Genomic DNA, 14,570 nt, shown 5'->3' with positions numbered 1-14,570 from the left:
GTAAAATTAACGTTAAGAAAAATAGTAATTAAAAAAGAAAAAGCCCAACACTTAAATGTGTTGGGCCTTATAGGCTAATCTAATTCTTTAACAAAAGATTCAATTTTTATTTCTTGTTTTGCTCCCATCATTTGACCAACAAGTGCAACTATTAATGCTGGTAATAGCCAGTTAAATCCCAACTTAGCAAGAGGCAACTGATTCATGATCGGCAACTGTAAAGCTGTTAAGATACTTAGAACAAGTGTCGTATATCCTGCAAGGATATACGGTAATTTACTTGTGAAGAAGTTTTTGAATAAACTTAAGATAATTAACGCAACTGATACCGGGTAAATAATCGTTAAAACTGGTACTGAAAGTGAAATAATTGTGTCTACTCCTACATTTGATGCAATTGCACTAAATACACAGATGAAAATTGCAACATATTCGTATTTTAATTTTTTGTTTGTTACATCTTCAAAGTATTTACTTGTCACTGATGTTAATCCAATGGCTGTTGTTAAACATGCAAAGGCAACAATAATACCTAAAATAATTAATCCTGGTTGTCCCATTAATTGTTTTGTAATGGCAATTAATAAGGCAGTTTGTGAAACTGATCCATCAAATTGTGTTGAAACAGTAGCTCCTAAGTAAGTTAATCCCCCGTACACTAAGACTAATCCACAAGAAGCTAAAATTGCTGATTTAATAGTCAATTTGATTTGTTCTTGTTTATCAGTGTATCCTTTACTTAAGAAAGAAGTCATCATAAAAGCTGTGATTCCCCCTATCGCTAAAGCATCCATTGTTTGGTATCCTTGTGTTAACCCCGTCGCAAATAAATCGTCTGAAGTAATCGTATGATTTAAACTACCTAGAGGAGAGATGAATCCTTTCCCAATTAAGAATACTAGGGCTAGTAATAAAACTGGTGTTAAGAACTTTCCAATAATGTCCATTACTTTACTTGGACGAATCGTTAATAGTAAAGTTACGGCAAAGAAAATAACTGAGAAGACAGCCGAATTAATTCCAGATGTAAAGGGTTGAATGCTTAATTCAAATGTTGTCGCGGCCGTTCTTGGAATCGCGATAATGGGTCCTAGACAAAGCATGGTGATAACTTCTAAGCTAACTCCAAATACTTTGCCAGCACGCCCCATAATGGCTTGGTAACTTCCAGCCTTTGCAACAGCGTAAATTGAAAGTAAGATGATTCCAACATCTCCTAAAATAAATCCAAGGAAACTTGTTAGCCACTCACTTCCTGATGTCACCCCGATAAATGGTGGGAAAATCAAATTACTTGCTCCAAAGAATATTGAAAACAAGGCAAATCCTACAACGATAATATCAACTTTTTGTTTCATACTTTCCTCTCCTTTTTCGTGTAAATAAAAAACCACATAGTATCTAGTGACTATGTGGTTACCTTGTCCATTTTTCATAAAAAGGGCCACATAGTTATTTTCTATGTGGCATCTACTTTATAAGAAGTTATAGCCATCATAGAGACAAACGCCTAAAGGTTTGTATCTATGATGAAATGAAGAAATCATAAATACAAACCTAACAATAATAGCTATAGTAAAATCGTGTTGTTAAATTTGAATTCATGTTTACTCCATCCTCTCTTCGTTATAAAATATTGTTACACTTATTATAATGGCATTATAAAATAAAATCAACCTATATATACCAATTTTTTCAAAGGGGATTTTTAATGGGAACCTATTATATTAAACAAAAAATATTTTCACTACGAGATCACTATTATGTTTATGATAAACATGAACAAGCAGCTTTTGAAGTAACCGGAAAATTTATAGCTATCGCCGATCAATTAACCATTCGCGATTTAAACCAAAATGAATTATTCACCGTTAAGCAAAAACTTATGACTGTATGGGGAGCCTATGATATTTATAAAGGAGACATCTTATGCGCAACAATTAAACGTCGACCTAGTCTATTTAAACCCAAGCTTGATGTTGAAAGTGAATATGGAAATTTTCAATTACGTGGAGATGTCTTTGATCACAACTTTAGCATTACAAAGGATGGTCAAGAAGTTGGACACATTGAAAAAAAATGGTTCAAACTAAGTGATCACTATGAACTACAAGTGGCTACTGGCCAGGATGATGCCTTCTTTATTGCCATGTTAATCGCGATTGATAACTGTCTACATAATAATAAAAATAATTAATTTAAAAATATATAAATAATTTTTTAAATTATGGATAAGCTAATAGTGGTTACACGTTTTGCAGATCATTTATGATTTTAAGCCTTCTTTCTACTTCCTAAATCTAAAAAATCCACGAGAATTCTCGTGGAGTTTTTAGTTCTTTTCAACTGTGTTATAATGAATTTGAATTAATTGGTTTTGTACCGAGGAGGATGAAATAAGTTGAAGGCAAATTATCATTCACACACAACGAGATGTCATCACGCAAAAGGAAGCGATGAAGAATATATTTTAAGTGCTATCAAAGGTGGCTTCGATGAAATTGGATTTTCTGATCACTGTCCTTGGCCATTTGAAAATGGATATTCATCTAGAATTCGCATGGATGTTTCTGAGTTTGAAAATTATGTGACAAGTGTCCAAGCACTAAAAGAAAAATATAAAAATCAAATTAGCGTCAAAATTGGTTTAGAGTGTGAGTATTTTGAGGAATACTTGCCATGGCTTAAAAACTTAATTCATGAATATAAGCTAGATTACGTTATTTTTGGAAATCACTTTTCTGAAAATGAATCTCGTGGTTATTATTTTGGAACAGAGACAACGTCAAAAGAAGCCTTATATCAATATATGGAAACAGCTATCAAAGGAATGGAAACTGGCTTATTCTCATACTTCGCCCATCCTGATTTATTTATGCGATCATGGACGGATCTTAATGAAGACTTCTATTACGTTTGCCGTAAAATATGTGAAAAAGCAAAAGAATTAGATATCTTATTAGAATATAATATCTCAGGATATATCTATAATCGTGATTTTAATGTAAATGGATTCCCAAATATTAATTTCTGGACAATTGCAGCCGAAGTCGGATGTAAAGCTATCATTGGAATTGATGCACATCATAATATGTATTACGAAACAGAAGAATATCGTAATCGTGCCTTAAAAGAATTAGCTGATTTAAATATTGAAGTCGTTGAAACAATGCCATTTATTCAACATTAGAATGAAACTTATTAACTTGGTTAAATCTATTATTATACAAGGAGGAATTCAAATGAATCATCAAGAAATTTTAGATATTCTTAATTTTCGCCATGCCTGTAAAGAATTTGATTCGAGTAAAAAGATTTCAAAGTCAGATTTTGATGTGATCTTAAAAGCAGGCCAACTTTCGCCAAGCTCAATGGGAATTGAACCATGGAAATTTCTTGTTATTGAGAATGAGGCCCTTCGTAATGAGTTAGCGCCACTCTCTTGGGGTGGAAAAGTACAAATTCCTAGTTGTTCACACCTTATTATTTTACTTAGTCGCAATGCTAGTGATTTAAAACACAACTCTGCGTACATCGACTATTTATTACGAGATGTTAAACAGATGCCAAATGAAACAATTGAAGGATTTAAAGGTATCATGAAATCTATTGAAGATACTCGTTTTAATAATGACGAGCGTGCTATTTTGAATTATTCATGTTTACAAACTTATTTAGCAGCCGCAAATATGATGACAGTTGCAGCAATGGAGAACATTGATTCATGTCCAATCGGTGGATATGATCAACAGGCAGTTGAAAACTTATTAGTTAGTCGAGGATTACTCGATAAAGATCACTTCTATTTAACGTTAATGATTGCATTTGGATATCGTAAAAATGAAGCTAAACCAAAAAGTCGTCAACCATTAGAAAGTATTGTTGAGTGGGTTAAATAAAGAAAAAATCGCCTAAAACAGGCGATTTTTTCTTTTGGTTCAATGGGATGAATGTACACCCTACTGTATAGCCTTATAAAAACTTGATTCATTGATACTATCATCTTTCACAGCATACTTTAAAATCGAATAAACTTTTAAAAATAAGAGCCATCTCATGAGGTGGCTTGATTGCACCATCTTCTATCCACTTTAATAATAAATTCCATATTCCACCCGCAATATAATGCATCTGATATTGATAAAACTCTTCATCTATCTCCTGATAATTTGTGATACTTGTGATTTCTTTAAAAATATCCGGTACTCGTTTATTAAATTTACATGTGAAAAAAACCAATAAATTTTGACGTAAAAGTAATTTTAAAAACTCTAAATGTTGGAGCCAAAATTCAAAATAAATAAGTCCTACTTTATAACAATTCAGTTCACTTGTTGCTTTAATTTTTTTAATAAATTCTTGTGCTAATAAGTCCCCATATTGGATTAGAATGTCTTCTTTAGATTCAAAATTACGATAAAAGGTTTTGCGATCAACTTGTGCTCGCCTCGTAATTTCTGTAATTTTAATACTATTAAAATCTTCTTCTGTCATTAATTCTAGTAATGCTTCTGTTATAAATTGCTTTGAGCGAATGACGCTTGGATTAATTTTTTCAATCATGCTTTTATCTCCTGCCACAAAATAATGGATTATGTCCCACTTATTCTAAGTCTATTGACCGACCTTTATAGGCATAGTATACTACACCGTATAAAGTGCCACAAGTGTACCATTTTTAAAAGGAGAGATAATAATGAATCAAGAGCGATATTTAAAAGCCATTGATGAAAGATGTTCAAGAAGAACTTATATAACCAAAGATATTGAGGTGGAAAAAGTAAACTCGCTTCAAAGATGTATTAAAAACTTAAATGAAATGAGCGGCTTAAATCTTCAACTGCAGTTAAATGGACCTAAATTATTTAAAGGATTCTCCTCATCATATGGAATGTTAAAAGGTGTTGGAGCTTATTTTGCATTAGTCGGATCAAAAGATGATAAAGACTTGCTTGAGAAGGTTGGATATTTTGGTGAAATCCTTGCTCTTGAAGCAACAGCTCTCGGACTTGGAACGTGCTGGATTGGTGGAACTTATGACCGAAAACTATGTGCGAAGCTTATTGATTTAAAAGAAAATGAGGAACTTGTAGCAATTATCACTGTTGGTTACACACCAGTGGATAAAACATTTAAGGAGAAAATGATTAGTAAACTTTCTCACCGTAAGACAAAAACAGTTGAGGAAATGTATCATAGTAATGAAGAGGTACCGAATGAATTTATTAATGGGATGAAGGCGGTACAAAAAGCACCTTCTGCACTGAATAAGCAACCAGTTAAATTCCATTTCACAAATGGTGTTGTGACAACATCGACTCTTAATAGCACAGGATATGAAAAGATTGATCTTGGAATTGCTAAATTACATTTTGAAATTGGAACTGGGCTACAAAAGAAATTTGAGATTGAAAATGGACAATCTGTTTATAAATTTTAAAAGGAGATAACAAATTTTTATCTCCTTTTTCTCTATTTTATATATAATCCAATTAACTCCATATCTGTGTTATATGTTGCGGTTACTTGTAACTTTCCATTTGCGTAATTAGAAATTAGTACAACTGTTGCATAATCACCATTAGCTTTAATTGTACAAGATGATTTATCTCGAGACTCCCCTAATTTTTCGTAGACTGGCTCCCACGCTTTTTGAATAACTAAAGCACTTAAAATATCTTTTAAATCATCGTTTACTGTAGTAACAATCGCATCATAGTTCTCATCATTCAAGTTTTCAACAATCGCTATAGTCTCTTGTTTTAATGTTTCCTTATCAAAACTTTCATCTAATACTTGTCCACACCCTGTTAGTCCTAATAAAACACAAAATACTAATAATAGTTTTTTCATGATTGTATCCTCCCTCTTCAACTGTAATATAGCATATCAAGGCCTCATAACTTGTCAGAACCTAAACTTTTTTCTATCGAATCCTGTCGAAATTATGCTAAACTTAATCTAAATTTAATTTTTAGGGAGAGACAGTCTACATGAGAAAATTTATTATTGATACCGATACAGCTTCAGATGATGTGATTGCAATCATTACCGCATTACGTGAACCTAGCATCAAAGTTATGGGAATTACTGTAGTAGCCGGGAATGTCGGACTTGAACAATCACTCCAAAATGCCTTAACAGCAATCAAAGTATCTGACACTTATATTCCACCAGTATTCGGCGGAATGAGTAAACCACTTTTTCGTGATTTAGTAATGGCTGATGACGTTCACGGAAGCGATGGACTTGGAAATATGTTCTTACCAAGATCTAATTTATCAATTGAACCTGAACATGCAATGGATGGCCTACTTCGACTTATTGAAGAAAATCCATATGAAATCGAACTCATCACCCTAGGCCCTCTAACCAATATTGCCATGGCTTGCTTAAAAGCGCCTGAAACGATGAACAAATTAAAATCAATCACTTTAATGGCTGGAACAGGACTTGGACCGGGGAATATTACTGAAACAGCAGAATTTAATGTTTATGTCGATGCAGAAAGCTTATCTATCGTCTTAGATTTAGAAATTCCAAAACTCTTTGTTGGTTGGGATGCCATCATGAACAAAGGATTCTTAACTCGTCAAGACACTAACTACTTAAAAAACAGCGATTCATCACTTGCTAAATTTGCTATGCGTTGTACACAATCTCTTGATGAATACAATCAAAAACTTGGATTTGATGGATTTGAATTAGCAGATCCAACTGCAATGATTGCAGCTATTTGGCCTGAAATGATGACAAAATGCATTCCTGCTTATGCCACTGTTGAAACAAAAAATGAGGATAACTATGGCCAAGTCTATTTAGACTTATCTTCAAAAACACCCAACGCCACAATTTGTATCGATATCAACCCTGATTTATTTAAAAAATATCTATTTCAATCTTTATTATAAGATGAAGTGATATAATGAACTTATCATTATCACAGGGGGGCTACGATGGCTAAACTAAGGAAAATGCTTAGAAGTATAGATTCACCAGAGATTATTTCTTTAATGCATTTAATTGAAACACAAAATAAAATGACGATTGCCACTTGGTGTGTTAACTATGCAAAGGAACATATTCTCCCTATTTATCAAAAGAGTTTTCCGAAAGATCAACGCTTACTTCAAGCGATTAATGGAGCATTAGATTATTTAGAGGGGACAATAAAATTACCTGCAGCTAAAAAGCTAATCTCTGAGGCTCAAACAGCAGCAAGAGAGACAAAGGAAAATCCAGTAGCACAAGCGGCAGCAAGAGCAGTCGCTCAAGCCTGTGCCACTATTCATAAATCAACTAATGCATTGGCACTTGCATTTTATGGATCAGCAGCAATTGCCTATGATCGAGTGGGATTACTCGAAACAAAAGAAACTTATGATGAAATTGCGACTGAAGAATTTCATAGGTTAGAAGAAGCTTTACGCTCTATTGCGATTGAAAATGAACCCAATCCAGCCAAAATCAATTGGCACTGCTAGAATAAAAAATAGCACCGTGGTGAGGTGCTATTTTTTATTCCGAATATCGAAAGGGCTTAGTTATCCATTTGAATAACTTATATATAATAAATACTGGAATACCATATTGAATCATGACCACTGTAAAATAGCATGCTAATTTAACAAAGAAAAAGATAAACGCAAATAAGCTAAAAAGCCAACTCATCACGAATGTCCTCCTTAATAAAACTATGTTTCATTTCCTTTGTATCTTATGTTTTTAAAGTATTTATGTGCGTTTTATTTACGATATTTCTTTAAAAACTGATTATTCCAATTTACGTGGTGTTTAATATATGGAGCAATATTTTTTCCTTTTAAATAAGCAATGAGCATCGGTGCTAATGTAACTACACCATCTCGATATCCGATTTCAATTCTTTCTTTAATCGAAGTTTGATTAAAATTTAAAGTTCCACTTCCATTCACAATTTCTAATGGAAACGAAGGATAAATTTCTATAATATTTGCCTGTGGATAAAGATTTAAATCTACTTTATCTGTATACGTTAAATGAACGACGATAATTAAATCTAAATCATGATTCATAATTGGAGCAATAGGTACATTATCCGCACTAGCTCCCGAATATAGAGGGTTATTAATTCCTCCATCCGCATATTGTTTACCTTTAAACGTCACTGGAGTAAAAATAAAGGGAACAGCACATGAAGCAATGCTAATATCAATTATTTCTTCTTCATTGTAATCATTGAGCTTAAAGTATTCTGGATGACCATCATTAATATTATAGGCACAACTGTAAATATCAATATTCGTACTTTTTAATGTTGGCATATCTACGAATTCCTCGATATAGTCACGAATTCCTTTTTGAGAAATGAGTCCAAGAGCACTTAAATCAACGTTTTCTGCTATTTCATCTGGCTTATGACCCGTAGCAATCAATTTGATGATTTCTCCTATATCAGCCAACTTAAATCCTTCACTTTTCGTGACAATCTTTTGATAAGTTAACGACTTCCAACTAATATCAATAAGATCCCGCTTCTTCATACAAAGCATTAAGGAGTTAAGTGTTCCAATTGAAACACCAGAGACTGCTGTAATATTATTAATTAAATCTAAGTCCCATAAAGCTTGCATCACACCTGCTTGATAAGCTCCTTTTGTTCCTCCACCAGCTAAAACTAGGCCAACCTTCAAATCATAAAGACTTTGATCCATAAAATTCATTTTGCCACCTCGCAGCATGCATTATCTACCATTAGTCTATGTTATAATTCTCCATTTAATAGCAATATTAAGTAAAAATTAAATTTAATCTATTATTTCATTGCTTTTTCGCTTTCAAGTATATATAAATTCCTTAGCAAACTGATTATCACCCAGTCCTAAAATGAAGTTTAATTGTTCCTTATCTAATCCAAATAAAAAAGATGCCACCCATGTAGCATCTTCATTCCTTTATCTCAAGTCAGCTTTTAATCTTTTACGGTAAATAATTTTGATTAATATACAAATAGCAAATAAAAGTGTAATAATCATAACACTTAAAATTAAGAATAGTTCTTCTGGTAGAGCTAAAATAACTGGATCGGTACGATAATCAAAAACCCAGTAATCATTACGAAAGAAGATTTTATGGAACATCGTAAAAGTAGCTGAAAAGTTCACCATAATTGAAACAATTAACAAACCAAATACAATAAATGTTAAATTAACACCTTTATTAAACATAGATAATACGGCTTTATCTTTGTCGTGATGTTTAATCACTAAAAAGATAGCTAATGCGATGATAAATAAGATAACAATGACATATAACCATTGAAAAATGATTTTAACATCCGCAAAATGAATCATTCCATTTTCACTCATTTTAAAATCTGAAAGTGTCAAATACTCTGAACTAAAACACTGTAAATAAGAAACAATTTCTTTATAGTTTAGCATTAGAGCATCTTTTGAAAGTCCTGTAACCGAGGTTAATCGATATTTATCAATAATAAACCCATAAATAGAAGTGCAGTTTAAAACAATTAAGACAGTAGTTGAAATCAATGCTAGAAAAAACCACAATCCCCCTATATACTCTACAATCTTATGTTTTAACTTTTTACGCTTGTTCATACTTCTTTCTCCCTTGTGAAGCTTCTTTAAACATGATTTTATAGACTTTACTATTATAAATGCTCAACTTCATTGTGGCAATGTTATCTGCTTAAAAAGTTAAATTTAGTACTTAAAAAGACTAATCATCATCGGATGATGTAGAATAATGGAAAATGATTCCCTGTCATCTTTACGTTCATCGACATGTCAAAATGTTAGAAATATGATAGAATATTCATTAAGGCTAAAAAAACAAATATGATGAATCACTCTGAAAGGGGTTGTGAATATGGACTTCAATGCATTATCACCAAACTGGGATACTGACTTAAGAGTTAAACGCGCGGAAGCAATTAGTGCTGAGATTGAGAGTTATTTAGGAAGTGGCCCTCTTGAAATGATGGAGTTTGGTTGCGGAACAGGCCTCATTTCTTTTCATCTTAAAAATAAAAAAGCACAATTCTTACTAATCGATAATTCTGAAGGAATGATTAAGGAAGTTGAACAAAAAATTAATGAGTCTGATCTTAAAAATATGAAGACTTATTGTGGTGAATTAAAGGATTTAGAAACTGATACTAAATTTGACGTTATCTACACTTCAATGGTTTTACATCATATTGAGGATGTTCAATCTACTGTGAATCTTCTAGCAAGTCATTTAAAACCAAACGGAAAATTAATCATCGTGGACTTATTACCAGACGATGGAACTTTCCACAATCACAGTGAAACCTTTAAAGGTCACCACGGCTTCTCTATTAATGAAATGAAAGAGTATTTAGAAGCTGCTTCTTTACAAAATATTAGTGGCCGTAAATTTTACTCTAGTTATAAAATGGTCGATGATATGAATCATCCTTATAGCTTATTTAGTATCTATGCAACAAAATAAAAAAGTGAGATCTTAAGATCTCACTTTTTTATTTGTTATGAATTTTTCGAAATAGCTATTAAGTTGTCTTTTTTCATCTTCCGTAAAGTAAAAATGCCCTGATTTAGGTAACTCTAATACATTATATTTACAAGTTAAATGACGTTTAAATACATTTATACTTTCATCACTAACAAACTCATCATCTTTACAATGTACAATAGTTAATGGAATTTTAATCTCACCTAATTTTTTATTTGTTTCTCTAACAAGCGAAAATAAATCTAAATAGCGTGGAATCCATCTCAAATAGGTAATAAGATGTTTCGCTCTTTTAATACTCCAAGCTCGATAAATAGCTGTCGTATAAATATCTTTTTCATCAACTTTACCGCGCGCTACTTTTATACTACATCTTAATCCCCTAAAACTTAATTTTAATTTTAACGGTGTTGAAATTAAAAAAGCTTTTTTTATCTGTGGATAACGTAAAGAAGTTAAAAGGCCTAGTAAACACCCCATCGAATGACCAACAATAATAATCTGTTGATAATCTTTTGATAATCGTCTAATCGTCTGTTCAACATAATTTAGCCATACTTGTTTCTCAATACGAGAAAATCTTTCAGCACTATCACCATGTCCAGGTAATAAAATAGCATAACTTGAGTAACCATTTTGATTGGCGATATCAGCTAATCCTCTAAATTGATAAGGCCCCTCCAAAATTCCATGAATAAACAAAACCACACCCTTAGCATGTGGAACCTCGTGTATAAAAGGTTTATGGGCTACTCTTTTCGTTAATTCCATATTATCACCTATTCCTTAAGTCATAACAATATTTTACCATTTTTTATCTTTTTCATTCAGGATTTTGGTATTTTTATTGACTTAAAAAATGTTGATAAAGATTAATAGCATAATAATGAAAATATTTCGACTCATCTTATTCTCCATTACAATTGATTTAAGAAATAATTATATAAATAAACAGCATCAAGCACGTGATATTGTGGGGTATAGGCACTTCCATCAGCGTGCGTTGTCACAAGGGCATATTCGTGTTTTCCATCTGTTGCATAGCTCGCTAAACAAAGTTGCGCCTCATGCGTATAACCTGTTTTTCCACCTAACATTTCAACACGACCAAATGTTGGTGATGATAAACGGTCAAACATTCGACTCGTAAAGACTAACATTGGCGTTGTACTCGTGACATAAGATTTAGCAGAATAAACTTCTCTAAACTTATCGTTATATAGCGCGGCCTTGACTAATACGGCCATATCTCGCACCGTTGAGTAATGATTATCGTCATGAAGTCCTGTTACATTTGTAAAGTGAGTGCTCGTCATGCCAAGTTCCCTTGCTTTTTGATTCATTAATTCAACGAAGGCCTCTTCTGAACCTGCTACATAATTGGCTAATGTTTGGGCTGCATCAGCACCTGATGGTAACATCGTTCCATATAACAAATCGTCGCCACTCACAACTTGTCCATTTGAAAATCCGGCAAGCGCGGCTCCTTCTTCATATAACTTATTAAAATCAACATCTACAACCATCGGCGTATTTGGCATATTTTCAATCGCAACTAACACTGTCATCATTTTGGTCAGAGACGCTGGATATGTTATAACATCAGGATTTCTTTCATAAATGATCTCATTCGCCGTTAAATCCACCAAGATTGCATTGGAACTATAAATCCCTACCTTCACATCATCATCTGTTAAAACATAATCACTTTTAAATCCGTAACCGTAATGCAGGGAAAAGATTAAATCCTCGCGATTAGGCATATAAAAAGTACGATAATGTTTTTCTATGGTAACGTCCTCTTTAAGGGGACTTGCTTGGACAACTGGTGCTAATCCTAATAAAGTAATCGCTGCTATCGATATATTTTTTAAATTAAACCATTTAGACATAAAAAAATCAGCTCCTTATACGACTATTAAACCATATAATCGGAGCTGATACCTTGTTATTTTAATAAAAAATTATTAAATAATTCGCCAAAAAACATCTTATTGATGTTTTTCTTGTAATTTTTTGAAGAATCGATAGATACTCTCTAATGATTGAACTAAATCTTCTCGAAACTCTAAGTCTTTTAAAGCAGCATTTACTAAGTCTTCATGAAAGGCTTCATGAATTTCAAATACACTCTGACCTTTTTCCGTTAAATCTAGTAAAACCACTCGACGATCATTCACATCACGTTTACGTGTTACATAACCTTTTTCTACTAATCGGTTAACCGATGTTGTCAAAGTCCCCATTGTAATCATTAAACGTTTAGACACGGTCCCCATTGTTGATGGTTCACATTTACGAATCGCCTCAATGACATGAATCTCCGTCATCGTTACATCAACTGCATCATGCTCTTGTAAATTACGTTCCTCTAAAATTAAAATTTGATTAAAAACATCTGTTAATAATTCATTAACAACTTTTCTTGAGCGATCCACCTATAACACCTCCCATTTCTATATGCTGACAGAAATATGATCTAGACTTATATATCAGGAAACAAAAAAATCCTCTTGTACATATCTATTAAAAGCAAAATTGCTTAAATTTTCAAAAAATAGTAACCTATTATTAGAATGGGCGAAATTAAATGATTTATGACTAGCTGTGTATAATCGGTAAAAAACTAGGAGAAAGTATCTCCTAGTTCATTTAAAAAATTATTGTTTACTTTCGATATAATCAACGATGTTTTTAACGCTTTTCATTGCTTTAGCATCGTCTTCAGCGATTTCTAAATCGTACTCTTCTTCTAATGCCATGATTAATTCAACAGCATCTAAAGAGTCAGCACCTAAATCTTCTAAAGTTGAATCAATAGTTACTGCTTCTGCATCTACACCTAATTCGTCTACAATAATTTCTTTAACGCGATCAAATACCATTTTGATTTCCTCCTTCATCTAACTATAGTACTATTATAATTAGTTTGAATTACAAAGTAAATAGTTTTTTAGGCTTTTTCTACCGTATATTTAGATTTTAAACCTTGAGTAAACGCACTATACATCTCATTTTGTTTTTTCGTCACTAAGTATTGTTTAATTTGTGGTAAAACATCAGTAAATGGCACTGTTTCTTTTTTGTCTAATAATTTAATTAAATGATATCCAAACTGAGATTTAACTACCCCAGAAATTTCTCCAATATTTAAAGCGAATGCAGCTTGTTCAAATTCAGGAACCATTTGTCCACGTCCGAAATCTCCTAAATCTCCTCCACGAGCTCCAGAAGGACAGCTTGAATGTTCGCTTGCTAATTGATGGAAATCTGCACCTTCATTAATTTGATTTAATAAATCCTCTGCTTTTGCTTCTTCATCTACTAAGATATGAGCAGCGCGAACTGTTTCTTCTTTGAATTGATCTTGGTTTTCATTATAGTAAGCTTCACACTCAGCATCTGTTACATTAATTGTTTTGAACATTTGTCCAATGCTGTGTTGGAAAATGAATTCGCGATATAATTTTTGGAACTCTTCAGTTTCAGTTAATCCAGACTCAATTGCATCTTCAACAACTAATTGACGAGCAACTAATTCATCTAATAAATCTTGTTTTTGTTCTTCAGTTGTTAAATTAATATTTTGTTGTGCGCGTAAGGCATCGATTGTTTCATTTAACATTTCTTCAGTGATTTCATAATTTTTAACTTTAGCTAATACTTTTGACATTTTTTGTACACCCTTTCGGTTTCATATATAGCATAATTGTAGTACTTATTTACCATTTAGTAAAGAAAAGCTACACTTTAAATCCTAACAATCAAAAGGATTATCGAAAAATTCACAGATAATCCTTTTTCTATATCTACCATCCTAAAAAATCTCAGTTCCTGACTCATCAAAATAGCTGACTTCCATTTCAAAATAATCTGTTCCTGCAGGGAGATTCAAATCAAAAATAGTCAGCGTTGGGAGGCCTATCTCTATCTCCTGTGATGGCAAAACTTCCTCATTCACCGTTACCTGAACTTTGGATAACTCTGTTCAACCCAAAAATATACTCCTAAATAACTTTATTTGATTACTTGTTAGTATTAAACATACATTTTTTACCACATAATAAAACAAT

Annotated in this window: 18 protein-coding genes; 7 read left to right on the top strand and 11 right to left on the bottom strand. The window is 32.5% G+C overall.

All coding sequences use genetic code 11. The features are described 5' to 3' along the window. Nucleotides 1-74: 74 nt before the first annotated feature. Nucleotides 75-1,358: a branched-chain amino acid transport system II carrier protein gene (brnQ, locus tag QWC74_RS05520; protein WP_006785024.1), complete on the bottom strand. Its 1,284-nt coding sequence runs from the start codon at nt 1,356-1,358 to the stop codon at nt 75-77. Nucleotides 1,359-1,711: 353 nt separating this feature from the next. Between brnQ and QWC74_RS05515 the strand changes: the two genes are divergently transcribed. The 3 genes from QWC74_RS05515 (at nt 1,712) to QWC74_RS05505 (ending at nt 3,899) form a co-directional block, all read left to right on the top strand. Beyond that, nucleotides 1,712-2,197, top strand: coding sequence for an LURP-one-related/scramblase family protein (locus QWC74_RS05515; protein ID WP_006785023.1), 486 nt, complete (start codon nt 1,712-1,714; stop codon nt 2,195-2,197). Nucleotides 2,198-2,401: 204 nt separating this feature from the next. After that, nucleotides 2,402-3,190 carry a histidinol-phosphatase gene (locus tag QWC74_RS05510; RefSeq protein ID WP_006785022.1) on the top strand — a complete coding sequence of 263 codons (789 nt, stop codon included), beginning with the start codon at nt 2,402-2,404 and terminating at the stop codon, nt 3,188-3,190. 52 nt (nt 3,191-3,242) lie between these two features. Then, nucleotides 3,243-3,899 (top strand): NAD(P)H-dependent oxidoreductase, encoded by a 657-nt coding sequence (locus QWC74_RS05505; protein WP_006785021.1) that lies wholly within the window; start codon nt 3,243-3,245, stop codon nt 3,897-3,899. A gap of 100 nt (nt 3,900-3,999) precedes the next feature. On the opposite strand, the gene QWC74_RS05500 is transcribed toward QWC74_RS05505, so the two are convergent. Next, nucleotides 4,000-4,563 carry a TetR/AcrR family transcriptional regulator gene (locus QWC74_RS05500; RefSeq protein ID WP_006784546.1) on the bottom strand — a complete coding sequence of 188 codons (564 nt, stop codon included), beginning with the start codon at nt 4,561-4,563 and terminating at the stop codon, nt 4,000-4,002. Between the two features lie 133 nt (nt 4,564-4,696). On the opposite strand from QWC74_RS05500, the gene QWC74_RS05495 reads away from it, so the two are divergent. After that, nucleotides 4,697-5,440: a nitroreductase family protein gene (locus QWC74_RS05495; RefSeq protein WP_006784547.1), complete on the top strand. Its 744-nt coding sequence runs from the start codon at nt 4,697-4,699 to the stop codon at nt 5,438-5,440. A gap of 32 nt (nt 5,441-5,472) precedes the next feature. Here QWC74_RS05495 and QWC74_RS05490 read toward each other — a convergent pair whose 3' ends face one another. Beyond that, nucleotides 5,473-5,853: a DUF3887 domain-containing protein gene (locus QWC74_RS05490; protein ID WP_006784548.1), complete on the bottom strand. Its 381-nt coding sequence runs from the start codon at nt 5,851-5,853 to the stop codon at nt 5,473-5,475. Nucleotides 5,854-5,993: 140 nt separating this feature from the next. Here QWC74_RS05490 and QWC74_RS05485 point away from each other — a divergent pair, with 140 nt between their 5' ends. Next, nucleotides 5,994-6,911 carry a nucleoside hydrolase gene (locus QWC74_RS05485; RefSeq protein ID WP_006784549.1) on the top strand — a complete coding sequence of 306 codons (918 nt, stop codon included), beginning with the start codon at nt 5,994-5,996 and terminating at the stop codon, nt 6,909-6,911. A gap of 45 nt (nt 6,912-6,956) precedes the next feature. Then, nucleotides 6,957-7,484 carry a putative immunity protein gene (locus QWC74_RS05480; protein ID WP_006784550.1) on the top strand — a complete coding sequence of 176 codons (528 nt, stop codon included), beginning with the start codon at nt 6,957-6,959 and terminating at the stop codon, nt 7,482-7,484. A gap of 261 nt (nt 7,485-7,745) precedes the next feature. Here the strand turns inward: QWC74_RS05480 and QWC74_RS05475 are convergent, their stop codons facing one another. Together QWC74_RS05475 and QWC74_RS05470 are read right to left on the bottom strand one after the other, a co-directional pair. Continuing rightward, nucleotides 7,746-8,702, bottom strand: coding sequence for a patatin-like phospholipase family protein (locus QWC74_RS05475; RefSeq protein WP_006784551.1), 957 nt, complete (start codon nt 8,700-8,702; stop codon nt 7,746-7,748). A 231-nt stretch (nt 8,703-8,933) separates the two neighbouring features. Beyond that, nucleotides 8,934-9,599, bottom strand: coding sequence for a TIGR01906 family membrane protein (locus tag QWC74_RS05470; protein WP_006784552.1), 666 nt, complete (start codon nt 9,597-9,599; stop codon nt 8,934-8,936). Between the two features lie 271 nt (nt 9,600-9,870). On the opposite strand from QWC74_RS05470, the gene QWC74_RS05465 reads away from it, so the two are divergent. After that, nucleotides 9,871-10,476 (top strand): class I SAM-dependent methyltransferase, encoded by a 606-nt coding sequence (locus tag QWC74_RS05465; RefSeq protein WP_006784553.1) that lies wholly within the window; start codon nt 9,871-9,873, stop codon nt 10,474-10,476. A 12-nt stretch (nt 10,477-10,488) separates the two neighbouring features. On the opposite strand, the gene QWC74_RS05460 is transcribed toward QWC74_RS05465, so the two are convergent. The 6 genes from QWC74_RS05460 to QWC74_RS05435 form a co-directional block, all read right to left on the bottom strand. Continuing rightward, nucleotides 10,489-11,268: a carboxylesterase gene (locus tag QWC74_RS05460; protein WP_006784554.1), complete on the bottom strand. Its 780-nt coding sequence runs from the start codon at nt 11,266-11,268 to the stop codon at nt 10,489-10,491. 146 nt (nt 11,269-11,414) lie between these two features. Continuing rightward, the gene (locus tag QWC74_RS05455; protein WP_006784555.1) at nt 11,415-12,389 is read right to left on the bottom strand and encodes a D-alanyl-D-alanine carboxypeptidase family protein; all 975 of its coding nucleotides are present in this window, start codon (nt 12,387-12,389) and stop codon (nt 11,415-11,417) included. 99 nt (nt 12,390-12,488) lie between these two features. Next, nucleotides 12,489-12,935 (bottom strand): MarR family winged helix-turn-helix transcriptional regulator, encoded by a 447-nt coding sequence (locus QWC74_RS05450; RefSeq protein WP_006784556.1) that lies wholly within the window; start codon nt 12,933-12,935, stop codon nt 12,489-12,491. 222 nt (nt 12,936-13,157) lie between these two features. Next, nucleotides 13,158-13,388: an acyl carrier protein gene (acpP, locus tag QWC74_RS05445; RefSeq protein WP_170837697.1), complete on the bottom strand. Its 231-nt coding sequence runs from the start codon at nt 13,386-13,388 to the stop codon at nt 13,158-13,160. A 62-nt stretch (nt 13,389-13,450) separates the two neighbouring features. Then, entirely contained in the window at nt 13,451-14,170 is a 720-nt protein-coding gene (locus QWC74_RS05440) for a peptidylprolyl isomerase (RefSeq protein ID WP_006784558.1), read from the bottom strand. 144 nt (nt 14,171-14,314) lie between these two features. Beyond that, entirely contained in the window at nt 14,315-14,443 is a 129-nt protein-coding gene (locus tag QWC74_RS05435; RefSeq protein ID WP_262951661.1) for a hypothetical protein, read from the bottom strand. Nucleotides 14,444-14,570: the final 127 nt, after the last annotated feature.

Origin of the sequence: uncultured Turicibacter sp. (assembly GCF_938044715.1) — a bacterium.
Classification (GTDB): Bacteria; Bacillota_I; Bacilli_A; order MOL361; family Turicibacteraceae; genus Turicibacter; species Turicibacter sanguinis.
Note: the sequence above shows the minus strand (reverse complement) of the source record. Positions and strands in the feature narration are given on the sequence as shown.